The following is a 23531-nucleotide window of genomic DNA, read 5'->3' on the forward strand; positions in this document are numbered from 1 at the left end:
GGCAGCACCAGAGACTGGTCGCCCATCGAGGTGGTCACCCTCAACCCAGAGCGCGACGAGGTGGTCAGCAGCGCGGCCACCGCTCCACATACTCAGCTCAAAGCTGCTTGAATCAGGCGACAACTATCTTGACGCGCGCCGCCTCTGAGAGGATGGAGTCATGACGAGGAAATCAACGAAGTTTTCACCCGAGGTGCGCGAGCGCGCAGTGAGATTGGTGCCAGCCCGCCGCCTGGCACGATGCCGTGCACGTGTGGGTGGCGTAGCGATCCTTGCGGCCTTGCCTTGCCTCGCCCATCAACCGCGAATAGCGGTTTACTCTTTGTCGATACCTGGCATTGACTGCCTTCAGCAGCGGATGTCCGCTCGCGCCTGAAGCTGACTTTCCCCGGCGTTCGACAGGCCTTGCGTTGCCAAGTCAGCGGAACTCGACACCCCACCGACTGCTCCTGCCGGCCGTTTACGTTGGCGTTGATTTGCGCGCAGCTGCCCTCAGCCGCGAGGCGCACTTTCACCCGCCCAGCTATCGGATCAGCGTCCCGAATGCTGCGTATCGAGCCTAGGAAGTACCCGGCCGGCCGCCTGGCAACGTTTCGTGGCGCGCGACTCGCGGCGGCTGCGCAGACAAGGTGCTTACCAGCCATTCCTTCAGCATGTCGAAGGCTGGTGAGGGATCACGCCCCAGGCTGCGTGTGAGCCAATAGCGGCCGACGTCGATCTCGATGGCAAAGGGCTGTACGAGCCGGCCGGTGGCCAGTTCGCGCCTGAACATCGTGGCCGGCGCCAGCGCGATGCCAGCACCGGCCATGGCTGCCTGCACCATCAGCACCGACGCATCGAATTGCGGGCCGCGAGGGTTCAATGGCGCGCAACCGGCGGCCTGTGCCCAAACGGCCCATTCGTCGCTGCGATATGACCGCAGCAGCGTGCAACGTCGCAAGTCCTGCAGGGACTTCACACCCAGTTCGGGTGCACACAGCGCGGTCACCGGCGCCGCCTGCAGGGGGACCGCTTCCACGCGCCGCCAGGCCCCGTCCCCAAAGCGGATCGCGGCGTCAACCGTTTCGGTCGCCAGATCGAGCTTGTTGTTGTGGGTCTGGATGCGCAGGTCGATGGTGGGTTGGCGCAACTGGAAGTCCTGCAGGCGCTCAAGCAGATGGCCGTGCAGATAAGTACCGACGACCGCGAGCGTGAAGCGCTGGGGCGGCGTGCCCTCGTCCAACAAAGACAGCGCCGCATCGAGCTGCGCGAAGGCCTTCTGTACCGCGGGTGCGATGCGTTCACCGTCGTCGCTGAGCTGAAGTCCGCGAGCGGTACGCAAGAACAGCGGTTTGCCGAGCTGCGCCTCCAACGCCTTGATCTGATGGCTGACGGCAGCCTGGGTGACGCACAACTCGTTGGCGGCCCGCGTCATGTTCAGGTGTCGCGACGCAACGGCAAAAGCCTGGAGATGGTTCAGTGAGTAGCGAGTAAGGGACATGAGAAATCCTAATGTCTACGCTGAAGTGATTTCGTTGGTCGCCGCATCTTCTCCTTGGAAGAATCTTTCCCGTTCATCAACCCCATGAGATTTGCTATGCCCTTGACTCGAAGAACCGTTCTGTCGGCCAGCACGGCCGCGCTGCTGGCAGGCCCGGCTGGCGCCACAACTGCCAAACGCCGCTTTGACGCCGCCGCGCGGCTTCAAGTGCTCGAAGTGGGCCATGCGCGCCTGGGTGTTTGCTTCCTTGACACGGCGACCGGCGAAGTCAGCGGCAACCGCATGGGTGAACACTTTGCGATGTGTTCGACGTTCAAGCTGGCGCTCGCCGCCGCCTACTTGCGCGAGGCGGACCGCGGCCGAATCGATCTCGATGAAATCCTGGCCTATTCCGAAGCGGATCTTTTGCCTTGGGCGCCTGTGACCCGGAAGAATCTCGCCATGGGCGGAATGAGCATTGCCGCACTGGCGCAGGCGGCGCAGGAACAGAGCGACGGTGTCGCGGCCAACCTTCTTGTCAAACGCCTGGGCGGTCCGGCTGCCGTCACCGCGAAGTTTCGTGAGATGGGCGACATGGTGAGCCGGCTCGACCGCTATGAACCTGATCTCGGCCTGGTGCTTTCGGCCGACTTTCGCGACACCACCTCGCCATTGGCGATGGCGCAACTCGTCCGTCGGATCACGACCGGCGATCTTCTGCAGCGTGGATCACGGGAGCGCCTGCTGAGCTGGATGGAGAACACAAAGACGGGCCGTCTGCGGCTTCGCGCCGGACTTCCCGCCGAGTGGCGCAGTGGTAACAAGACTGGAAGCGGGCGCGCTGAGGGAACGACCAACAAGTGCAATGACCTTGCGATCACGTTTCCGCCCGGTAGAAGCCCGATCATCATCGCTGCCTACTTTGATAGCGGCGAATACACCGCGCAGATTGAGGCTCGGCACCAGGCGGTCCTCGCTGAGGTGGGGAAGATCGCGGCCCAGTGGGCCATGGGGTAGTTGCGCGCACGATCTGACCGAGTCTCAGCAGCGACTCGGCTGTCCGAACCTCTGGCTGGGCCGTGAGTACGGCGCCGGCCACCACCGACCACAACGCTGCATTGCGGACAGAAAGAAGCGGGATGGTCAACAGCTTCATGTCGACGCACCCCGCTTCAAGGCCCCTCAAGCAGCCAACGCCGCTCGCGCCGGCAACTCGGCGTAGTGGTCGAGCTGCATCGTGAACTGCGCACGGCCCGCGCTGAGCGCGCGCAGATGGCCGATGTAGCCGAACATCTGCGCCAGCGGCACATGGGCCGTCACGGCGACCGCGTTGCCGCGCATGTCCTGGCCCTGCACCTGGCCGCGCCGGCGCAACAGGTCGCCGATGACGTCGCCGAGATAGTCGCAGGGCGTGATGACCTCGACGGCCATCACGGGTTCCAGCACCACTGGCGCAGCCTTCAGCACCGCTTCACGCAGCGCGGTCGCGGCCGCGAGTTCGAAGGCCAGGGCCGACGAGTCGCGCACGTGGGCGCTGCCATCGACCAGCGTGGCCTCGAAGTCCACCAGCGGGTAGCCTGCGAAAGGTCCGGATTGGGCCGCGTGTCGGATGCCGGCCTCGACCGCCGGGACGAACTCGCGCGGGATCGCGCCGCCCGCGCTCGCGTTCTCGAAGCGAACACCTTCGCCGCGAGGCAGAGGCGCGATGCGCAGCGTCAGCTCGGCGAACTGGCCGGGGCCGCCGCTCTGCTTGCGGTGCAGATGGTGGATCTCGGTCGCCCGCGCGATGGTCTCGCGGTAGGCGACCTGCGGCCTGCCGGTGGCCACGTCCACGCCGAAGCGGGAGCGCAGCTTCTCCACCGCCACTTCCAGCTGCAGCTCGCCCATGCCGGACAGCAGCATCTGGCCCGACTCGGCGTCCTGGCGCAGTCGCAGCGATGGGTCCTCGCGGGTGAGCACGCCTAAACCCTTCGCAAGAGCCGTGGCGCCTTCCTGGTGGCGCGCTTCGATGGCCACGTCGATGACGGCTTCGGGCACGGCGATGCTTTCCAGCACCGACGTGTCCTTGGTGGACGCCAGCGTGTGGCCGGTCAGCACGTCCTTCAGGCCGACGACGCCGGCGATGTCGCCTGCGACGAGTTCGTCGCGTTCGACGCGGCGGTCCGCGTGGATCTCGTACAGGCGCGACACGCGCTCGGCCTTGCCGGTGCTGGCGTTCCAGACCGTGTCGCCGCGCTTCAGCGTGCCGCTGTAGACGCGCACGAACACCATCGCGCCGTGGTCGTCGGCGGTCAGCTTGAACGCGAGCGCGGACAGCGGGCCCTGGATGTCCGTCGCGCCGGGGGCTTCACCGGGCGCGGGCAGGTAGGCCACGACGGCGTCCAGCAGCGGCTCGACACCGCGGTTGCGCAAGGCCGAGCCGGCCAGCACGGGCACGATCTCGTTCGCGACGGTCGCGGCGCGGATGCCGGCGCGTAGCGCGTCCACCGACGGGCTTTCGCCGCGCAGCCAGGCGTCCAGCAGCGCGTCGTCGCGTTCGACGACAGTTTCGACCAGGCGTGCACGGGCCGCCTGGGCGGCCGCCAGCAGCTCAGCGGGGATCTCGGTCACGCGCGGCGGCGTCTTGGCATCGTCGCGGTCCCAGACGAGGGCCTGCATGTCGAGCAGGTTCACGACGCCGCGGAACTCGGTCTCGGCGCCGATGGGCAGCTGCAAGGGCAGCACGCGCGCGCCCAGGCGCTCCTGCATCATCGAGACGACGCGCAGGAAGTCGGCACCGGTACGGTCCAGCTTGTTGACGAAGGCGATGCGCGGCACGCGGTACTGGTCGGCGAGGCGCCAGTTGGTCTCGGTCTGCGGCTCGACGCCGGCCACGCCGTCGAAGACGACGACGGCGCCGTCCAGCACGCGCAGCGAGCGACGCACCTCGATGTTGAAGTCGATGTGCCCGGGCGTGTCGATCAGGTTGATCTGCGTGCCTTGCCAATGCACCGTCGTGGCCGCGCTGTGGATGGTGATGCCGCGTGCGCGTTCCTGCGGGTCGAAGTCCATCGTCGTGTCGCCGTCGTTGACGTCGCCGATGCGGTAGTTCTCGCCCGTGTAGAACAGGATGCGTTCGGTGGTCGTGGTCTTGCCGGCGTCGACGTGGGCGATGACGCCGATGTTGCGCAGCTTGCGGAAGGACGAGTTGGTGTTCGAGTTGGTGTTCGAGTTCATGGCGATTCCTGTTGGGGTAGCAGCTGCCAGCCCCGAGCGGAATCGCTGGGGGCTAGCGCAAGAGCAGGACGCCGAAGCGCGCACGCGACAGGCAGGGCCGAGCCGCGCTCCGGCGCTCGGGAATCGTGGCGATCAGCTTGTCGAAGGTGCGCATGGCGGAACTCGAAAAACAAAACCCCGGGAGGTGCGAGCCTGCCGGGGTTGGGTTGACCGGAAGGCTCTGCGCCTTCCGAACACGGTCGAAGGGCGCTCAGCGGCTGAGGCGGGCTTGGATCGTCGGGTTGAGCTTCATGATGGGCGCGATTGTCTGGCCGGGTTCAATGTCGGGTGGTTCGTGGGGCTTTCAAGCCCGCAGTGGCGTGGCGGCCAGTTGCGCCGTCGTCGCATGGCGATAGGGCGCGCACAGCTGCTCGACATAGGCCTGGTGGCCGTGCAGGCCACCGGCGATGCGTGCGGCCTTGGTGTGGATGTCAACGAGGAACTGGTTCAGCTCGCTCGGGCCCATCAGCTCGGCCACCGGGTGGTAGCTCTTCGGTGTGATGCCCTGGCCCATCATGACCTGGATCCAGGAGTTCTCGGCGAACAGCTCGTCGCTGGGGCGGAAGACGCGGGCGCTCTCGGTGAAGAGGTCGATGCGATGCCTGAGCGTGGCGGGGACCTCCATCGTTCGCACGTGGTTCCACAGCGCGGAGTCGCTGCGCTGGGTCACGTGGTAGTGCAGGATGATGAAGTCGCGGATGTGGATCAGCTCGCGCTCGCACTGCAGGTTGAACTCGGCCACGTCGGCGGGGTTGATGCCCTGGGTCGGGAAGAGCTGCATCAGCCGGATGGCCGTACGCTGGATCAGGTGGATGCTGGTGGACTCCAACGGCTCGATGAAGCCGCTGGCCAGGCCCACGGCGATGCAGTTGCGGTGCCAGACCTTGTGACGCTGGCCGGGCAGGAACCTGATGACGCGCGGCTGGATCAGCAGCTCACCCTCGACGTTGTTCTTCAAGACCTCGGGCGCGTCGGCGTCGCTGAGTTCCTTGCTGCTGTAGACCAGGCCGTTGCCGACGCGGTGCTGCAGCGGGATGCGCCATTGCCAGCCGAAGGGGTGGGCGATGGAGCGCGTGTAGGGCCAGGCCTCGCGGACAGATGCGGTCTGCACGGCCACGGCGCGGTCGCAGGGCAACCAGTGCGACCAGTCCTCGTAGCCCACCCCGAGCGCTTCGCCAATCAGCATGGCGCGAAAGCCGGTGCAGTCGATGAAGAGGTCGCCGTCGATGCGGCTGCCGTCCTGCATCTGCAACGCGGTGATGTCGCCATCCCGCCCGTCGGGGCCGTCCATCAGCACCGCGGCGATCTTGCCCTCGATACGCTGCACGCCGTAGCCCTCGCTCATGGCACGCAGGTATTTGGCGTAGCGGCCGGCGTCGAGGTGGTAGGCGTAGTTCAGGCCGTTGCGCGGCACATGGCCGAAGCGGTCGGCGTAGGCGGCCAGCGTCTCGGGGTTGTAGTCGGTGTAGTCCCGCGCGATGCCGGCGGCCCGGCCCTTGAGCCAGAAGTGCTGGAAGCCGGCGCTCCAGTGGTCATTGCCGGTGCTGCCGAAGGAGTGGAAGTAGTCCTGGCCTTGTGTTTTCCAGCCCTCGAACTTGATGCCGAGCTTGAAGGTCGCGTTGGTCGCGGCCATGAACTCGGCCTCGTTGATGCCGAGCAGGTTGTGATACGTGAGCAGCGCCGGAATGGTGGCCTCACCGACGCCCACGGTGCCGATCTCCTCGGACTCGACGAGCTTGATGTCGAGCTGCCTGCCGAGCAGCTTGCCCATCAGGGTGGCCATCATCCAGCCGGCGGTGCCGCCGCCGGCGATGACGACGCGACGCGGGGGCTTGTTGGTGGTGTTCATCGTTTGAGTTGGGTCAGGAGTTGCGCGCGGGCCCGGCGCGAGGTGTCGTCGTCGATGGGGCCGAGCAGGCCGCGCGCAGCCTCGGGAATGTGCGCCCAGGTGCTGTCGTCGGCATCGAAGACGAAATGCTGGAAGTGGTGCTGCCAGACGCGGCGTTCCTTCGCGGGCAGGTCGCGCAACGTCATCAGCGCCAGGTGCAGCGTGCTCAGTGGCGAGTCGACGTAGCCGGGCGTCTGGCGCCACCAGGCGTTGATGAGCAGGTTGAGCGGTGCCAGCCCCTCGATGTGGTGAAACCACATGCTGGGGATGAAGATGGCGTCGCCGGGTTCCAGCTCGGCCACTGCGCCGGCGTCCAGCGCTTGCCGGAAGCGCGGGAAACGCTCGAAGTCGGGCTTCTCGAAGTCGACCAGGCTGATGGGCTGGCCGGCCGGGGTCGGGTCCAGCGGGCCCATGTAGAGGTTGCCGATCTGCTCGGGTGGAAACACCGTGAAGCGGCGCCGGCCGGCGGCGACGACGGCGAGGTTGTCGGGCAGGTCATAGTGGGCGGCGATGCGGGTGCGGTTGCCCAGCCACAGGCTGACGAGGGCGTCGCGCTGGCCAAGGCCCATGACGTTGGCGTCGAGGAAGCCGGGCAGCACGGCCTCCACGGTGGTCGAGCCGACATAAAGGGCCGGGGGCTCAGGCGTCCCGGCCAGTCCGAGCAGGCCGGCCAGCACCTGGTCGAGCGTGGCGGCATGGCGTGTGAAGTTGAAGCTGCTCAAGCCGTCGTCGGCGTAGAAGACGCGGCCGTGAGCCTCGGGCGCCAACTGGAAGAGGCCGATGCGGATGCCGTTGTACTGCGCCAGCAGATAGCGGGCCAGGGCCGCATCCGACTGGCGCGCGGCCTGTACGACCGGCCAGTGCGCAAAGCCACCGCGGACGACGTAGGGTCGGTCGCTGGTCAGCAGCTCGGCGGGCAGCTTGTTCGGGTCGAACGGCCCGGTCCAGGCCGGTACTGCGTGCATGCTCAGAGGCGGCTTTGCCGCTCCACGAGGACAGGCAACTGGGCCAGCGAGGCGATCTGCATGTAGATGGGCATCAGGTGGCCCTCGCGCGTCAGCGTCTCCAGCGCGGCGCCGGGCAGGGCGGCCAGGCGCTCCTCGTTGATGGTGAAGAGGCCGGTCAGCCGGCTCTGTTCGCCGCCCGTCGTCTCGATGTCCAGGACGAAGGGCTCCAGCAGCTGGTGGCGCGTCAGCGCTTCGATGAAGACCGGCAGGTGCTGGACCTGTGCATGCAGATGCTCCATCAGTGTCACGAGACGATCGAGGTAGTCGCTGAAGCCGCCGTGCGGCAGGAAGATGGCGGTACCGACCTCGCCCTCCTCAGGCCGAACGACGCGCGGGCTGTCCATGTCGATGTGCAGCTGCAGGCCGTCGTCAGGGGCGCGGCCGATCAGGAAGGGATCGCGCTGCAGGGACATGGGCAGGGCGGGGGAATCCCAGCCCTTGTGGGTCAGGAACAGGTTCTGGCCTTCTTCCAGTCCGAACAGGACGATGGGCTGAAACCCCCCTTTCCCGGCGTCGGTTTCCACCCATTGAAAGACGATGGGGAAATGGGCCTGCAGCTGACGGAACTCGCCCGGCAGGGCGAGGGCAGACTGGCGCGCATCGCCCAGCGCGGCGGAACGTTCGGTACGGACGCGCAGATGGCGGTGGGTGACGTTGTCGAGCAGGACGGGTTTCATGTCTCGGTCTTGTGGATATGGGCGATCAGGCTGCGGTGGCCCGGCAGGCCGCCGAGGAAACGACGGGCCTGGCGGGCGGCCTCGTCGAAGCAGGCCTGGGCTGCCTGGAGTTTGGCGGCGCAGAGGCCTTGGGCGTCAGGGCGGAAACCCATGCCGTAGAGCACGTATTGGTAGCTGGCCGACGGAAAGACCTCGTCGATGCGGCCGAAGTCATGCCGCGCCGGCGCGCGCAGCCGCCACATGGGTAACAGCTCGCGCAGGCGCTCGGGCCAGGTGGCGGGGTCGCGGTGGGCGCGCCAGTAGTCGCTGTCGTCGCGTTGGTTCAACGCGTAGTGCAGCTTCAGGAAGTCGATGACGCGCGCCCAGCGGTAGCCGAAGTCGTCGTTGAAGCGGCGGGCGACGGCGTCCATCGTCGCGCGCGTCATCGGCAGCTCGTCGCACAGCCGTGTGGCGGACAGTTCGACCAGGGCCAGGGCCGAGGCTTCCAGGGGTTCGATGAAGCCCGAAGCCAGGCCGATGGCGACGCAGTTGCGCACCCAGAACTGCTCACGGTAGCCGGGATCGAAGCGGATGCTGCGCGGCGTGGGGCGCTCGGGCGGCGCGCCGGTGGCGTCGAGATACGCCTGCAAGGCCGCGTGGGCGTCATCGTCGCTGGCGTGGGCGCGCGAGTAGACGCAGCCGACGCCGCGCCGTGTGGGCAGGCCGATGTCCCAGATCCAGCCCTTGGCCCAGGCGGTCGCGATGGTCACCGGGGCCAGTGGCGCGTCGGGCTGGGCATACGGCACCTGCACCGGCATGGCGGCGTCGTTGAAGAGCACGTCGCGCTCGCACTTGAGCGGCACGCCGAAGTGCTGGCCGATGAGGCGCGAGGTGAGGCCTGAGCAGTCGATGAAGAGCTCGGCTTTCAGATCGCCGTGCTCGCGCGTCTGCAGCGCGGCAATGTCGCCGTTCTCATGCGACAGCACGGCGTCGACATGGTCGATGACGTGGTGCACACCGAGCTTGGCAATGGCGTGCTCGCGCAGCAGCTGGCCGAACAGGCCGGCGTCGAAGTGGTAGGCGTAATTGGCGACGGCGCCGAACTCGGGCGTCTGCACCTGCTTGGGCGCGAGGCCGGCTTCGCAGACCTGCACCGACGGGCTGACGATGTCGGCAAAGGGGCGCTGGCCTGGCGTGGCCAACCAGGCCTGCACGAGGTCGGCGTCGCCGTGGCCGACGGGCAGCATGAAGGGGTGGTAGTAGCGGTCGCCGTCGGCGCCCGCGGCGCCACGGGCCCAGCCATCAAAGCGCGAACCCTGCTTGAACGAGACCTGGCAGCGGCGGATGAACTCGGCCTCCGACAGGCCGATGCGGCGCAGCGTGTCGCGCATCGACGGCCAGGTACCCTCGCCGACGCCAATGGTCGGCACGTCGCTGGACTCGATCAGCGTGATGTGCAGATCTGGATGCTCGGCCGCGAGCAGACCGGCAACCAGCCAGCCCGCCGAGCCACCGCCCAGCACCACCACCTGACGCACTCTGTCATCCACGCATGGGCTCCCAAAACAAAAAGGGCCGCTCGCGCGGCCTCGCCAAACGGCGAACAAGGACGGTGCCCCAGAGCGCAAGCACCGCCGAACCAGACTTTGCCTCACCAGGAAGCGTCGGAAGCTCCCGACTTTCCTTGAGGGCCGGCCGGAGCCGGCCCCTGAGGCTGCTGCTTAGAACTTGTAGCGTGCGCCGATCATGATGCGACGGCCCAGCTGGGTGACGGCACCCATCTGGTTCTCGTTGCGCATGTGGGTGCGGGTGTACTCGTCCGTCAGGTTGATGGCCTCGAACTGCAGTCGCAGGTTCTGGTTCACGTTGTAGCCAACACTCCAGTCAAGCTGGCCGAAAGGTTCCACGTACAGCGGCTGCGCACCTTCCGCGCCGTCGTAGTTCTCCGCCAGGAACTTGCCGCGCCAGTTGTAAGCCAGGCGGGTTGTCCATGTCTCGTTCTCGAAGAAGCCGACCAGGTTGCCGGAGTTACCCATGCCGACCAGCACGTCGGTCTGCCCACCACGCTTGTTGTTGTCGTAGACAAGGTTGGACTTCACCTTGGTGAAGTTGGCCGAAATGCCGAAGCCGCTGTTGCCGAAGATGTGCTGGGCGTTCAGCTCGATGCCATTGATCTTGTTGGTGCGCTGGTTGTTGACAAACGAGCCCACGTTGAACAGCAGCAGCGGGTCGTTGGGCTGCGCGGTGATGGTGCCGAGCGACGTGCCGGGTGTGCCGGGGCTGACGCCCGGAGCGGTCGGGAAGTTCGCGAAGATGTACTTGCGGATGCAGTCCGAATCGGCGCCGCAGCCACCGGTCGTCTGGGCCTGGTTGTACATCGCGTTGCCGATCGGCGTGTGCAGGTCGAACAGGTTCTTACGCTCGACGACGGCCTGGTTGTAGTCCTTGATTGACTTGCGGAAATAGCTCGCTGCGACGTAGCTGCTCTTTGCGTAGTAATGCTCGGCGGAGAAGTCGATGTTGCTCGACTTCAGCGGTCGCAGGTTGGGGTTGCCCACCGAGGCCACGCCACCGTCGACGCGTGCCAGCGGGTCGATCCGCTGCCCCCCCTGGATGGCGTTCCAGCCCGGGCGGCCGATGGTCTGGCCATAGCTCAGGCGCAGCTTGGTGTCGTTTGTCACATCGGCGCTGAGGTCGATGGACGGCAGCACGTAGTCGTACTTTCCCTGGCGCGATGCCGAGCGGATGCCGCTGAAGGTGATGGGGATCTCGTTGTTGGCCACCCAGGCCACCGACACGGGGATCTTCTCGGTGGACGGCGAGCCGACCTTCGTGCGCTCGTAGCGCGCGCCGATGGCCGCCTCCATGGGCACGCCCCACTCCCAGGCCAGGTTGTACTGGCCGAAGGCAGCCTGCGACTTTTCCGTCGTGCGGAAATCGTCGTTCCAGTCAAAGGAAGCCTTCAGCAGGGTGTCGGAGCCCAGGGCCTTGATGGCTGCGGCGCGCAGGTCTTCGAAGTTGAAGTAGTAGAACTGGTTGAACAGGCGCGGATCGCTCGAGCCGGGGATGCGGCTGAAGTACTTGCTGATCGAATCGGCCTTCCAGATGTCGTCCGGCATCGCGGCCGGGCCGCCCGCAGCGCCACCGCCCCAGGTGTCGCGCTGCACATTGGCGAAGGCCGAGCGGTTCTTGACCTCGGTCAGCGCCACGCCGAAGTCCAGGCTGCTGTCCTCGTTGATCTTCCAGCTGCCCTTGGTCTGCACCTGGCTGACCTGGTTCTTCTGATAGCTGTTGGAGAACACCGAGCCCTGCAGCTCCTGCTTGGTCGGGTCCAGCGCGCCGACCATCGACAGCACCGGAAACTTGTTGCTGAAGTCGACGAAGGTGTCGCCGCGGACCAGGGACGCCGTGCCCAGCGTGACGCTGGTGCCGAGCGGGTCGTTGGCGCCGGACATGGCGGTGGAGCGGTGCGCGTCGAACTCGAAGTTCAACGTGTCGGTGGCCTTCCACTTCAGGTTCAGGCCGAGCTGCTGATTCTTGTTCTTGGTGTTGATCCGCGAGGCGCCCATGGCCAGGTCGGAGTTGCTCATGTGCTCGCCGTAGATGATGGGCGAGGAGGGCGAACCGGTCTGGAACTCACCGAACTGACCGCCATAGTTGAACCAGGCGGAGATGTCGTTGCGCCGCTGGCGGAACTTCTGCTCCGACATGACGAAGTCCAGCGTGCCGACCAGATCCTTCATCGGCTTGAACTGCAGCACCAGTTGGCCGTTCAGGCGCTCGCGATGCACGCCGGTGAACGAGTAGTTCAGGTTCTGCGGCACGCTGTAGATGGAGCCCACCGCCGGGCGGTTTTTGATCTCGGCCGACGTGGCAGGCAGGCCACCCCAGACGGCGTTGGGGCCGCTCCAGTCGTTGTCCTGGATGCCGTCAAAGGTCTTCCAGCCGCTGCTGACGTTGGCTTGGGCGTAGCCGGAATCGCGAACCTGGTAGGTGCCCATCAGCGCGATGCCGAACATGCCGTCGGCGCTCTGCGTGCTGTAGATGCCGCTCAGTTCAGGCGTGGCGTTCTTGCCTTTCTGTTCGCCAGGCAGGCGGCGGGCAGACTCGTCGCTGACCAGCTTCACGCCGACCTGGGCGATGGTTTCCTTGGTGTCGAAGGGGCGCGGGGTGCGGACGTTGATCGTCGCGCCCATGCCGCCGGTCGGACTGCTGGCGCGGCTGGTCTTGTAAACCTCCAGGGCCGCGACACCGTCGGACGCGAGGTTGGAGAAGTCGAAGGAGCGCGAGACCGGTGCGCTGTCGTCCAGGCTGGCGCCGGGCATCTGGCGGCCGTTGAGCAGCACCAGGTTGAAGTCGGGGCCCATGCCGCGCACGGTGATGCGGGTGCCTTCGCCGTTCGCGCGGTCGATGGACACGCCGGAGATGCGGCTCAGCGATTCAGCCAGGTTGGTGTCGGGGAACTTGCCGATGTCCTCAGCCACGATGCCGTCGACCAGGCCGGACGAGGAGCGCTTGAGGTTCACCGAGGTTTCCAGCGAGCGGCGGATACCGGTCACGATGACCGTTTCCAGCTGCGTGGTGCTGGCCAACGCCTGGGGCACCGAGGTGGACGGCGTGGGGCCGGCGTTGGGGTTGCCGCCTTGGGCCAGCACTGCTGCGCTGGCAAACAGCAGGCCGCTGGCGGTGGCCAGGGTCGTGAGGCGAAGGGCAGGGCGAGGCTGTCTCATTCACTTGTCTCCAGAGTTGATCTTGTCGTTTGGTGCTCGATGACGAGCTGAAAGCGCTTTCAAGAATACGTCAATGGCAGCGCTTTCAACCTAGGCAACACCCTCGGTCTGCGGCTTTGTCGCAACGCCTGAGGCGTGTGCTCGTGAAGGCCGGTGCGCCCGTTGCCTGTGACCGCTCCCATGGGAAGGAAGGCCCAGAAAGGTGGAAGCTAGGGAAGTTCTGGGTTGAAAGATGGCGAGCGCCGAGGGGTATTGAAAGCGCTTTCAGATGATGATGCGTCGCAGTCGTCGGTTCGGCCACATGGTTTACCCGGGGCGAACAACGAATCGGCAGCGGGCGCTGCGGCACCGGCGTCCAGTGGACGCAATTGCCCAGGGTTGCGGCATGAGGCCGCGGCGGTCGCTCGCGCGTCTGTGCCAGGCGGCGCGCGCCCTGGCTGGCGAGCACTCGTCAGTTCAGCGCGCCATGCGGCGTGTGCTCTCACGCACGACCAGTTCCGGCCCGGGCAGGTCGGCCTTGGGCTGGCCGCCGCGCAGCATCTGCAGCATGGCGGTCGCGGCCTCGACGCCGATCTCGTACACCGACTGGCGCACGGTGGTCAGCGGCGGCATGGCATAGCGCGCCATGATGAGGTCGTCGAAGCCGACCAGCGAGACATCGTCCGGCACGCGCAGATTGCGCCGGTGCAGGCCAAGGCAGGCGCCAATGGCCATTTGGTCGTTGGAGGCGAACAGCGCCGTGAAATGGGCATCGCGCTCCAGCAGCCGGGTGACCGACAGCATGCCGCCGGCTTCGGTGTAATCGCTTTGCACGATCAGGTTGTGGTCGACCACGATGCCGGCAGAGGCCAGCGCGTCGAAATACCCGTTCTGGCGCTCGACCGCGTCGTCGTGCACCAGGTCGCCGGCGATGAAGGCGATGCGGCGGTGGCCCTGCTCGATGAGATGCTGGGTGGCCAGCCGCGCGCCCAGTCGGTTGTCGAAGCTGAAGCTGAACAATTGCGGCCCGGACAGCTGGCGGCCGACGACAACGACCGGCAGGCTGTCCGACACCTTGGTCAGCTCGGCGTCCGAGATGCGGCCGGCGAGCACGATGACACCATCGACGCGGCGTGACAGCAGTGTCTCGATGGCCTTGCGCTCGTCTTCCTCATGCCAGTTGCCGGACACGAACAGCGGGACATAGCCAGCCCGCTCCAGCTCGCGTTCGATGCCAAGCAGTGCTTCGCCGTAGAAAGGGCTGGAGATGATCTGGGTGACGACGCCGATGGACAGGGTCTTGCCCCCGGCGAGGCCGCGCGCCACGGGATTGGGTCGGAAGCCCAGGTCGCGAATGGCGGCCTGCACGGCGTCCTTCTTGGCTTCGGACACGGCGGCCGTGCCATTGAGGATGCGCGACACCGTGCTGGGCGATACGCCGGCCAGCTCCGCCACTTGCTCCAGCGTGACGACGCCGTCGGGCCGGCTTGAAGGCGCTTTCTTGGGCGGAGTGAGCTTGTCGTTCATCGAAGGTGTGCAGGCGAAGCCGCGAGTGTAGGCGCGGCCCGACAGGGCTCGCTTGCGGCAACTCTGCGCTCAGCAAATGCAACCACAGAGGCACTGAGGCACAGAGAAAAGCGCTCTCTGTGTTTCCTTCGTGCCTCTGTGACTCTGTGGTGGACTCCCGATTTCAGAGCTTCGTGAATCGGAGCCAGTTGATATTCCAGCCGCCCTGCGCCGCGAAGACGCCGACGTTGTAGGTGCCGGCGTTGATGTTCACGGTCTGCGAGATGGTCGTCCAGTTCTGCCAGCCGCCGGTGTTGGGCACGTTGACCTGGCCGAGCGGGACGCTGCCCGCGTTGAGATCCAGCGACAGCGTGCCGCCCGCGGCGCTGGCGACGCGGTACTCGACACGGTAGCTGCCACTGCTGGGGAAGTTGATGCTGTTGTAGGCCATCCAGTCGTTGGTATCAATCCAGCCCACGTTCTGGCCGCCCTCCAAGCAGGCTTCCAGCTGCACGCCGGACTGTGCGCTGAAGGCCTCGGCCTCGATCTGGCGCGACCAGGCGGTGGAGAGCTTGGTGACGACGACGGAGCTCGCTCGATCGTTGAAGGCGTTGTCGACGAGGCAGCCGCTGTCGCCGGTCCTGGTCACACTGGCTCCGGTGAAGTTGTCGCCATCGAACAGCTGCACCTGATAGCCGGCGCTGACGCGCAGCGACGACAGGTCGTTGTCATTCACGCCGCGGGCCTGCAGCTGGGCACGTGTGTAACTGCCTTCAGGCAGGGCGGCCGCATAGCCGCCGTAGTTGCAATGCTGGTAGACCGTGGCCACGCCGCTGGAGGCCGGCGCGTAGACGCGGACATAGTCCACATACATCTTGGCGGGTAGGGCTGCGGTGTTGACGTTGAAGCCCGGCCAGTTGCCGCCGATGGCGAAGTTCAGCAGCAGGAAGAAGTCGTTCTGGAATTCGCTGGTGCCGTTGACGCCGCCCGCGATGCTGGCCTCGTGGTACTTGATGCCGTCCACATACCAGCGGATGGTGTTGGTGTCCCATTCGACGGCGTAGACATGCCAGTCGGCCACGGTGGTGGCCAGGTTGCCGCTGTACTGGGCGTACTGACCCGTGTGGTCCTGCCAGTGGATGGTGCCGTAGACCTTCTGCTCGTCGTTGATCTTCTCCATCACGTCGATCTCGCCGGAGGCCGGCCAGCCGACCTGCGGCAGATTGGCGCCCAGCATCCAGAAGGCGGGCCAGGCGCCGAGGAAGGAGGGCAGCCTCATGCGCGCCTCGATGCGGCCGAACTTGAAGGTCTTGAGCCCCTGCGTCTTCATGCGCGCCGAGGTGTAGGCCATGCCGCCGAAGTTCTCACGCTTGGCCGTGATGACCAGGGCGTTGTTCTCGATGGTCGCGTTCTCGCGGCGGTAGTACTGCAGCTCGTTGTTGCCCCAGCCGTTGGAGCCGGTGCCGGTTTCGAAGACCCAGTGCGGGCCGACGCTGCCGTTGAATTCGTCGCTCCAGACAAGTTGCCACTGGGCGTGGGCCAAACCGGCAGCGGCGCACAGCAGGCCGGCCAGGGCGGGCCGGATCAGGGATAGAAGGGATTTCATGGGATGTCTCCAACAGGTGGTGTTGCCCGCCGCCTGTATCGGCGACTTGAAAGCGATTTCAGAGTAAATGGCCGGGTGCCGAAGGAGCAACGGGCCCATGTGCCCGAACTCAGGGACGGGCGGACCCGCACATGCGCCGCCGTCGATCAGGGGTGCCGCCGCGGCGGCCCGCCAGAAAAAGCCGCCGGCCTGCAGACCCCGGCCTATTTCCACCAGGGGCGGCGTTGCACTCGTCCAGTCTGCGCCGGTGGACCAGCTCGCCACGCATCGAGGATGCGGACCACCGCTGGCCCCGGTAGATCGGATGACAAACGTAGCCAGCACGGTTCTAGGGAGGCGAAAGCCTTCGCGCTGGCTCGCCCTAGGGTTTGTGCTGCTGGGGCCGCGCGCCCGTTGAAGCACAATCTGAAAGCGCTTTCAAGACCATGTCAGAGACCTTTTCCTTCCCCCGTCGTCACTTGCTCACCGCCGCCCTGGGCGGCGGCGCTGGGCTGGCGAATGCGAAAGAGCGGCCACCGCTGACCGTCGCCGCCTTCCCGCTGGTCGACGTCATCGCCAAGGATCTGCTGAAGGGCTGGAGCCAGCGCCACCCCGACGTGCCCACCCAGGTCATCAGCCGCCAGTACGACGACCACCACACGGCCATGACCACGGCGCTGTCGACCTCCGGTTATCTGCCCGACGTCATCGCGCTGGAGACGAGCTATCTGGGGCGCTTCTCGCTCGGTTTGGGGCTGGAGGACTTGTCCGCGCCGGCCTTCGGGGCGGAGCGCTTCAGGGACAGCTTTGTGCCCTTCGCCATCGACACGGCGCGCAACCGCCAGGGCGCCATCGTGGCCCTGCCCAGTGACATCGGGCCGGGCTCGCTGTTCTATCGCATCGACCTGCTGACCCAGGCCGGCCTGAAAGAGGCCGACTTGACGCGCTCCTGGGAGGACTACGTCGAAGCCGGCATCCAGCTCAAGGCCAGGACGGGCGCCTACCTGATCGGCGACGTGCGTCTGCTCAAAGACATCATCGTGCGCGGCGGCACGCCGCCGGGCGAGGGCCAGTTCTTCGACAACCAGCAGCGCCCGCAGATCACGTCGCCGCGCTTCGTGCGCGCCTTCGAGCTGGCGCAGAAGGTGCGCCGCAGGGGGCTGGATGCGCGCGTCGAGGTCTGGCAGAACGACTGGGCCGAGATGCTCAAGCGCGGCCGGCTGGTCACCGAGATGTCGGGCGGCTGGATGGCTGGCCAGTTGGCCAACTGGGTGGCGCCCGGCACGGCCGGCAAGTGGCGCGTGGCTCAGCTGCCCGAGAACACCTTTTGCTCCTACGGCGGCACCTATTACGCCATCCCGCGCCGCTCGGCACCCGAGCGCAAGCAGCTCGCCTGGCAGCTCATCCAGGAGTTGACGCTCGACAGCCAGCGGCAGATCGACGCCTTCCGCTCGCAGGACGCCTTCCCGGCGCTGCTCGCCGCCCAGCAGGATGCCTTCTTCGACCAGCCCGTGCCCTTCCTCGGCGGCCAGAAGGCGCGGCAGCTGTGGCGCGACGCCGCTCGGCGCATCCCGGTCGTCAAGATGCACAAGCAGCACAAGTTCGCCGACGAGGTCATCAATGCCGAGCTCGACAACGTGCTCGAGTACGGCAAGCCCATCCCCAAGGCCTTGGAAGACGCCCAGGCCCTGCTCGTCCACCGCGCGAACCGATGAAACACCGCATCCCGGCCGCCTGGGCGCCGTACATCCTCGTCGCCCCCTTCCTGATCCTGTTCGCCGTCTTCGGCCTGTTCCCGCTACTGTTCTCGCTGTGGCTGGCCTTCCAGTCGTGGGAGCCGACCAGCGGGCTGGACTCGATGAGCTTCGTCGGCCTCGACAACTTCGCATTCGCGCTGACCGACGGCTGGTTCTGGAAGTCGCTCTACAACACGCTGTGGCTGGCCATCGCCGCGGGGCTGCCGCAGCACCTCGTCGCGCTGCCGCTGGCGGTCTTCCTGCACCAGGCCTTCGGCCGCTGGCGCGGTGTCTTCTCGGGCGCCTACTTCCTGCCCTACATCACGTCCACCGTCGCCATCGCGATGCTGTTCGGCTCGCTGTTCTCCAACGACTACGGGCTGATCAACCAGGCCCTGCGCGCGCTGTTCGGCATGGAGAACATCAACTGGATGCGCTCGCCCGAAGCCATCAAGCCGGCGGTGGCCATCGTCGTGTTCTGGCGCTATGTCGGCTTCAACCTCGTGCTCTACCTGGCCGCGCTGCAGACCATCCCCAAGGATCTCTACCAGGCCGCCAAGCTCGACGGCGCAGGGCCCTGGCAGCAGTTCCTGCGCATCACGCTGCCCGGCCTCAAGCCCATGATCCTGTTCGGCGTGACGCTGTCGGTCATCGGCGGCCTGCAGCTGTTCGAGGAGCCCTTCATCCTGACCAATGGCAAGGGCGGCGCTGACCAGGCTGCCATGACGGTAGGTATGTACCTTTACCGCCTGGCCTTCGACTTCAGCGATTTCGGCGGCGCCAGCGCGCTGGCCTGGATCATGTTCGGCGTCATCGCGCTGCTGACCTGGCTGACCAACAGGGCATTTGCAGAGCGGCAGGTGAAGGCATGAACAGCACCTCCAAGTTCGCTGCCTACGCCATCGTCGGCGCCGGCGCGCTGATCATGCTGGCGCCGTTTTACTTCATGTTCGTGTTCGCGACCCAATCGCGCACCGACATCTTCAACGTGCCGCCGCCGCTGTTCTTCAGCGACGAGCTGCTCAACAACATCAAGCTGCTGACGACGCGGCTGCCGTTCTGGAAGAACGTCGGCTGGAGCCTCTATGTCGGGCTGATGTCCACGGCGCTGACGCTGCTCTTCTGCTCGATGGCGGGCTATGCCTTCGCCATGCTGCAATTCCGCTTCAAGAAGCTGCTGTTCGCGCTCGTCATGGCGACCATGATGGTGCCGGAGTTCATGAAGATGATCCCCAGCTTCATGGTCATGGACGCGTTAGGCTGGATCGACACCCACCGTGCGCTCTACCTGCCCGGCGCGGCCAGCGCCTTCGGCATCTTCCTGATGCGCCAGTTCGCCGCCAGCACCGTGCCGCACGAGCTGCTCAACGCCGCGCGCATCGACGGTGCCAGCGAGCTGGGCATCTACTGGCGCATCGCACTGCCGCTGATGAAGCCGGCGCTGGGCACCCTCGGCCTCATCACCTTCATCAGCTCCTGGAACAACTTCATGGGCCCGCTGATCGTGCTGCGCAGCGCCGACAACTACACGCTGCCGCTGGCACTGCGCAGCCTGTTCAGCACCACCAGCACCGAGTGGGGCGCGCTGATGGCGGGCTCCGCCATCGCGACGCTGCCCCTCATCGTTCTGTTCGTCATCTCGTCGCGCCAGCTCATCGCGGGCCTGACCGCCGGCGCCGTCAAGTAGAGAAAAAGATCGCTCATGTCCCAAGCCCCCCTGCACAGCCAGTTTCCGCCCGACTTCGTCTGGGGCGTCGCCACCAGCAGCTTCCAGATCGAAGGCGCCGCCCATGTGGACGGCAAGGGCGAATCCATCTGGGACCGCTTTTGCAAGCAGCCCGGCGCCATTGCCGACGCCAGCAATGGCGACGTCGCCTGCGACCACTTCAACCGCCTGGAAGAAGATCTCGACCTGATCGCCTCGCTGGGTGTCAACGCCTACCGCTTCTCCGTTGCCTGGCCGCGCGTGCAGGCCCTCGGGCATGGTGAGTTCAACCGCAAGGGCCTGGATTTCTATGAGCGCCTGGTCGATGGCCTGAAGGCACGCGGCATCCAGGCCTGGGCGACGCTCAACCACTGGGACCTGCCCCAGGGCCTGCAGGACCGTGGTGGCTGGAACGACCGCGACACCGTGCACCGCTTCGTCGACTACGCTCGCCACGTGCAGGCGCGCATCGGCGACCGCATCGACGGCGTCACGACGCACAACGAGCCCTGGGTCGTCGCCACGCTGGGCAACGACAAAGGCATCTTCGCGCCGGGCATCAAGAGCAAGAAGATCGCCGCGCAGGTGTCCCATCACCTGCTGCTGTCCCACGGCCTGGCGTTGCAGGCGCTGCGCGCAGACGGCGCCCACCGCGCGAACAAATGCCAGCTCGGCATCGTCCTCAACCTGTCATCCTGCGTGCCCGCGACCGCCATGCCGGCCGATATCGCCGCCGCGAACCTCGCCGATTCCCGCGGCCGCCGCTGGTATGCCGACCCGCTGTTCAAGGGCGCCTACCCTGACGACGTGATGGCCGAGCTGGGCGCCGATGCACCGGTCGTCGAGGCCGGCGACATGGCCGCAATCGCCCAGCCCATGGACTACCTCGGCGTCAACTACTACACCCGCAGCGTGGTCTCTGCCGGCGGCGAGGAGTGGGACGCCAAGGGCCGCGGCCTGCCGGTGTCGGACATGGACTGGGAGATCTACCCGCAAGGACTGACCGACCTGCTCGTGCTGCTGAAGCACGACTACGCCAACCTGCCGCCCGTCTACGTGACCGAGAACGGCGGCGCCTTCAAGGACGACCGCGTCGTCGATGGCCGCGTGCAGGACGACGACCGCACCGCCTATCTGCGTGACCACATCGCCGCGGTGGCCAGCGCCATGCAGCAGGGCGTGCCCATGGCCGGCTACATGGTCTGGAGCCTGATGGACAACTTCGAATGGGCCAGTGGCTACCTCAAGCGTTTCGGCATCGTGCATGTCGACTACGCCACGCAGGCCCGCACGCCCAAGGCCAGCGCCGACTGGTACCGCGGCTTCCTCAAGGACTGGCGCGGCTGAACACCCCCCCACGACAACACCGGAGACAAGACATGCAAGCCATCCCCCGCGCACCCCGCCCCTGGCGCAGCTTTCTGCCCGCCTTTGCCGCTGCACTGACCGCCTGCGGCGGCGGTGGCGGCTCGGCCACTGCGGCGCCTGCACCTGCACCGGTCGCCGCACCCGCGCCGACCCCAGCCCCGGCACCCGCCCCGGCCCCCGCGCCCTCCAACAACTGGACGCTGACCTGGAGCGACGAGTTCGACGACCCGGCCGGCACCGTGCCCAAGGCCGGCAACTGGAACTACGACCTCGGCAACGCCGAGAACAATGGCTGGGGCAACCGCGAGTTCCAGTACTACACCGCCAACCCGCGCAATGCGCAGACCGACGGCGCCGGCATGCTCGTCATCACCGCCGAGAAGGCCACCAACCCCGGCCCGTGCTGGAACAACAAGCCGTGCGACTACACGTCGGCCCGCATCCACACCAACAACAAGGTCAGCTTCACCTACGGCAAGGTCGAGGCGCGCATGAAGCTGCCGACCGGCAAGGGCGTCTGGCCGGCTTTCTGGACCCTGGGCACCGACATCGCCACCAACCCGTGGCCGAAGTCGGGCGAGATCGACATCATGGAATTCGTCCCGCAGACGCCCAACTCCACCTACGGCACCCTGCACGGTCCCGGCTACTCGGGCGCGCAGGGCATCGGCAAGTCGGTGGACCTCGGCGCCCCGGTGATCAACGACTTCCACACCTACACCATCGTCAAGCGTCCCAACGAGATCATCTGGTACGTTGACGGCAAGGAGTTCCATCGCCTCACACCCGCCAACCTGCCGGCCGGCGGTACCTGGGTGTTCGAGAAGCCCTTCTTCGTCATCCTGAACCTCGCCGTTGGTGGTGACTGGCCCGGCGCGCCGGATGCGACCACGCCGCTGCCGGCGCGGATGCTGGTGGACTGGGTGCGGATCTACAAAGAGAACTGATCGCACGGAGGCCCAGCCATGCAGCGCCTGCTCAACATCCTTGTCCTCTTTGCCGGCGCGGCCGGCCTGCTGTGGGTGCCTGCCGCCCAGGCCGCCGAAGTGAAGACCGCCATCGGCAGCTTCATCGCCCCGGAAGGCGTGTCGGTCGTCAACCGCGAGGAGAAGACCGATCCCAAGACCGGCAAGCCCGCAGGCATGGCGGTCTACTCTCGCACCGACGACCCCAAGGCCGTCTTCATCGTCGTGTGGAGCTATGCCGAGCCCGACCCCGCCAGGCCCTACGACGCACTCGACGGCGCGGTCAAGTTCGGCAACCCCGCCGACAAGAGCCTGAGCCGCGACGCCGCCAAGCCCGTGCTGGTGGGCGGCGTGGCGGGTGGCCGCTATGAGGGTAAGCTGGCAACTGGCCAACGCTCCGTCAGCTATGTGGCGCTCAACAACGGCTATCGGCTCATCGTTCTGCTCAAGGCCCCGTCGGGCAGCCCGTACAAGGCATTGATGGACCAGTTCGCCCAAGGCGTCGAAGGCTTTGCATGGGCGCTGCCCGCCCCGGCGCCCGCATCGGCACCGCTGCAGTGATGGCCGGCGCGTGCCCGCCGCAGATTGCGGCAAGCGCCAGGTCTCATTGACAACCTTGGCTTGACGACGCGAGCGAAACCAATGCGCCTGGGCGAGTTTCGGGTACGCATTGACGCAGACCGCCAGGCTTTCAGACCTCGGCCCTGCTCCCCGCGGCGTCGAACCACATCGTCTTGCCGGCATCGAAGCCGAACCTGACCTTGGCGCCCTCCTGCACTTCGGGCTGGCACGGCAGCACCGCCGACACCGTGCTGCCTGCGCAGCTCAGCCAGACGACATGCTGGTTGCCCTGCGGCTCCACCAGTTGCACCTCGGCCTCGAAGGCCTCACCCGCCGCGACGCGCACGTTCTCCGGCCGGATGGCCAGCGTCAGCACCTCGCCCTGCGGCCGTGAGGCCAGCGCGGGGGGCAGGGGCAGGCTGAACGCGGGCGACGCGAACACGCCGCCGTCACCCACCTGGCCTTCGACCCGGTTGATGGCCGGCGAGCCGACGAAGCCCGCCACCAGCAGGTTCTTCGGCCGCCGTAGACCTCGGCCGGCGTGCCCTTCACCCCTGCGCCGCGGCGAATGACGGCTGGCGCCAGGCCTGCGCTGCCAGTTCGAAATCGTGCGCCATCGCCATCAGCTGCGGTTCGCTCCACGCCGTGCCGACGAACGACAGCCCGACCGGCAGCAGGCCCGCATGGCCGGCCGGAACCGTCACATGGGGGTAGCCCGCCGCGGCCGCGGGCGTGGTGAAGCCGGGGTCCGGGCGCGGCCGGCGTGCCGGGTCCGCGTGCCAGCCGGGAACGCTGGTGATGCCGATCAGCGCGTCCAGGCGATCGAGCTTCATCACCGCATCGAGCCCTTCCGTGCCCGCGAGCCGGTGCAGGGTCGTGCGTGCCTCCCGCACGGCGGCCGGCGACAGCAGCGGGTGCCGCTCGATGTGTTCCAGCACCTCCTGGCCGAACAGGGCCATCTCGCGCGCCGCATGGGCCTTGTTGAACGCGATCAGCTCGGCGAGGTTGCGGATCGGCGGCGCCACGGCGTACTCCGCCAGCCAGGCCTGCAGATGGGCCTTGAAGCCGTGCATCATCAACCGGCCGCCGCTGTCGCCGTAGCTGCCGCGGTTGGGAATGCGCACCTTTACC

The 23531-nt window shown here is 66.7% G+C and carries 17 protein-coding genes and 1 pseudogene; 7 read left to right on the forward strand and 11 right to left on the reverse strand.

Going from position 1 to position 23531, the window contains the following annotated elements:
* Positions 1 to 559: 559 nt before the first annotated feature.
* Positions 560 to 1480 carry a LysR family transcriptional regulator gene (locus tag ACT6S0_RS17245; protein ID WP_444765021.1) on the reverse strand — a complete coding sequence of 307 codons (921 nt, stop codon included), beginning with the start codon at positions 1478 to 1480 and terminating at the stop codon, positions 560 to 562.
* Positions 1481 to 1534: 54 nt separating this feature from the next.
* Here ACT6S0_RS17245 and bla point away from each other — a divergent pair, with 54 nt between their 5' ends.
* Positions 1535 to 2476 carry a class A beta-lactamase gene (gene bla / locus ACT6S0_RS17250; protein WP_444765022.1) on the forward strand — a complete coding sequence of 314 codons (942 nt, stop codon included), beginning with the start codon at positions 1535 to 1537 and terminating at the stop codon, positions 2474 to 2476.
* Between the two features lie 165 nt (positions 2477 to 2641).
* Here bla and fusA read toward each other — a convergent pair whose 3' ends face one another.
* The 8 genes from fusA to ACT6S0_RS17290 form a co-directional block, all read right to left on the reverse strand.
* Positions 2642 to 4675 (reverse strand): elongation factor G, encoded by a 2034-nt coding sequence (gene fusA, locus ACT6S0_RS17255; RefSeq protein ID WP_444765023.1) that lies wholly within the window; start codon positions 4673 to 4675, stop codon positions 2642 to 2644.
* 343 nt (positions 4676 to 5018) lie between these two features.
* Positions 5019 to 6563: a tryptophan halogenase family protein gene (locus ACT6S0_RS17260; RefSeq protein WP_444765024.1), complete on the reverse strand. Its 1545-nt coding sequence runs from the start codon at positions 6561 to 6563 to the stop codon at positions 5019 to 5021.
* On the reverse strand, positions 6560 to 7567 hold the full coding sequence (locus tag ACT6S0_RS17265; RefSeq protein WP_444765025.1) for a cupin-like domain-containing protein: 1008 nt from the start codon (positions 7565 to 7567) through the stop codon (positions 6560 to 6562). The genes ACT6S0_RS17260 and ACT6S0_RS17265 overlap by 4 nt, the downstream gene beginning before the upstream one ends.
* 2 nt (positions 7568 to 7569) lie before the next feature.
* On the reverse strand, positions 7570 to 8286 hold the full coding sequence (locus ACT6S0_RS17270) for a SapC family protein (RefSeq protein ID WP_444765026.1): 717 nt from the start codon (positions 8284 to 8286) through the stop codon (positions 7570 to 7572).
* Positions 8283 to 9815 carry a tryptophan halogenase family protein gene (locus ACT6S0_RS17275; RefSeq protein WP_444765027.1) on the reverse strand — a complete coding sequence of 511 codons (1533 nt, stop codon included), beginning with the start codon at positions 9813 to 9815 and terminating at the stop codon, positions 8283 to 8285. The genes ACT6S0_RS17270 and ACT6S0_RS17275 overlap by 4 nt, the downstream gene beginning before the upstream one ends.
* Before the next feature lie 171 nt (positions 9816 to 9986).
* Positions 9987 to 12995, reverse strand: a complete 3009-nt coding sequence (locus ACT6S0_RS17280; RefSeq protein ID WP_444765028.1) for a TonB-dependent receptor — start codon at positions 12993 to 12995, stop codon at positions 9987 to 9989.
* A gap of 456 nt (positions 12996 to 13451) precedes the next feature.
* Positions 13452 to 14501 carry a LacI family DNA-binding transcriptional regulator gene (locus ACT6S0_RS17285; RefSeq protein WP_444765029.1) on the reverse strand — a complete coding sequence of 350 codons (1050 nt, stop codon included), beginning with the start codon at positions 14499 to 14501 and terminating at the stop codon, positions 13452 to 13454.
* 163 nt (positions 14502 to 14664) lie between these two features.
* Positions 14665 to 16086: a carbohydrate-binding protein gene (locus ACT6S0_RS17290; RefSeq protein WP_444765030.1), complete on the reverse strand. Its 1422-nt coding sequence runs from the start codon at positions 16084 to 16086 to the stop codon at positions 14665 to 14667.
* Between the two features lie 425 nt (positions 16087 to 16511).
* On the opposite strand from ACT6S0_RS17290, the gene ACT6S0_RS17295 reads away from it, so the two are divergent.
* The 6 genes from ACT6S0_RS17295 to ACT6S0_RS17320 are packed head-to-tail and all read left to right on the forward strand — an operon-like array spanning position 16512 to position 22400.
* Positions 16512 to 17780, forward strand: coding sequence for an ABC transporter substrate-binding protein (locus ACT6S0_RS17295; RefSeq protein WP_444765031.1), 1269 nt, complete (start codon positions 16512 to 16514; stop codon positions 17778 to 17780).
* On the forward strand, positions 17777 to 18673 hold the full coding sequence (locus ACT6S0_RS17300; RefSeq protein WP_444765032.1) for a carbohydrate ABC transporter permease: 897 nt from the start codon (positions 17777 to 17779) through the stop codon (positions 18671 to 18673). Before ACT6S0_RS17295 ends, ACT6S0_RS17300 begins: the two co-directional genes overlap by 4 nt.
* Entirely contained in the window at positions 18670 to 19488 is an 819-nt protein-coding gene (locus ACT6S0_RS17305) for a carbohydrate ABC transporter permease (protein ID WP_444765033.1), read from the forward strand. Before ACT6S0_RS17300 ends, ACT6S0_RS17305 begins: the two co-directional genes overlap by 4 nt.
* A 15-nt stretch (positions 19489 to 19503) precedes the next feature.
* Entirely contained in the window at positions 19504 to 20853 is a 1350-nt protein-coding gene (locus tag ACT6S0_RS17310) for a GH1 family beta-glucosidase (RefSeq protein ID WP_444765034.1), read from the forward strand.
* Positions 20854 to 20885: 32 nt separating this feature from the next.
* On the forward strand, positions 20886 to 21821 hold the full coding sequence (locus tag ACT6S0_RS17315; protein WP_444765035.1) for a glycoside hydrolase family 16 protein: 936 nt from the start codon (positions 20886 to 20888) through the stop codon (positions 21819 to 21821).
* Between the two features lie 18 nt (positions 21822 to 21839).
* Entirely contained in the window at positions 21840 to 22400 is a 561-nt protein-coding gene (locus ACT6S0_RS17320) for a hypothetical protein (protein WP_444765036.1), read from the forward strand.
* Between the two features lie 130 nt (positions 22401 to 22530).
* Here the strand turns inward: ACT6S0_RS17320 and ACT6S0_RS17325 are convergent, their stop codons facing one another.
* Positions 22531 to 22905 (reverse strand): TOBE domain-containing protein, encoded by a 375-nt coding sequence (locus ACT6S0_RS17325; RefSeq protein WP_444765037.1) that lies wholly within the window; start codon positions 22903 to 22905, stop codon positions 22531 to 22533.
* 43 nt (positions 22906 to 22948) lie between these two features.
* Positions 22949 to 23531: pseudogene (locus tag ACT6S0_RS17330) on the reverse strand (amidase); the annotation flags it as partial.

This window comes from Roseateles sp., assembly GCF_052436255.1.
Lineage (GTDB): Bacteria > Pseudomonadota > Gammaproteobacteria > Burkholderiales > Burkholderiaceae_C > Pelomonas.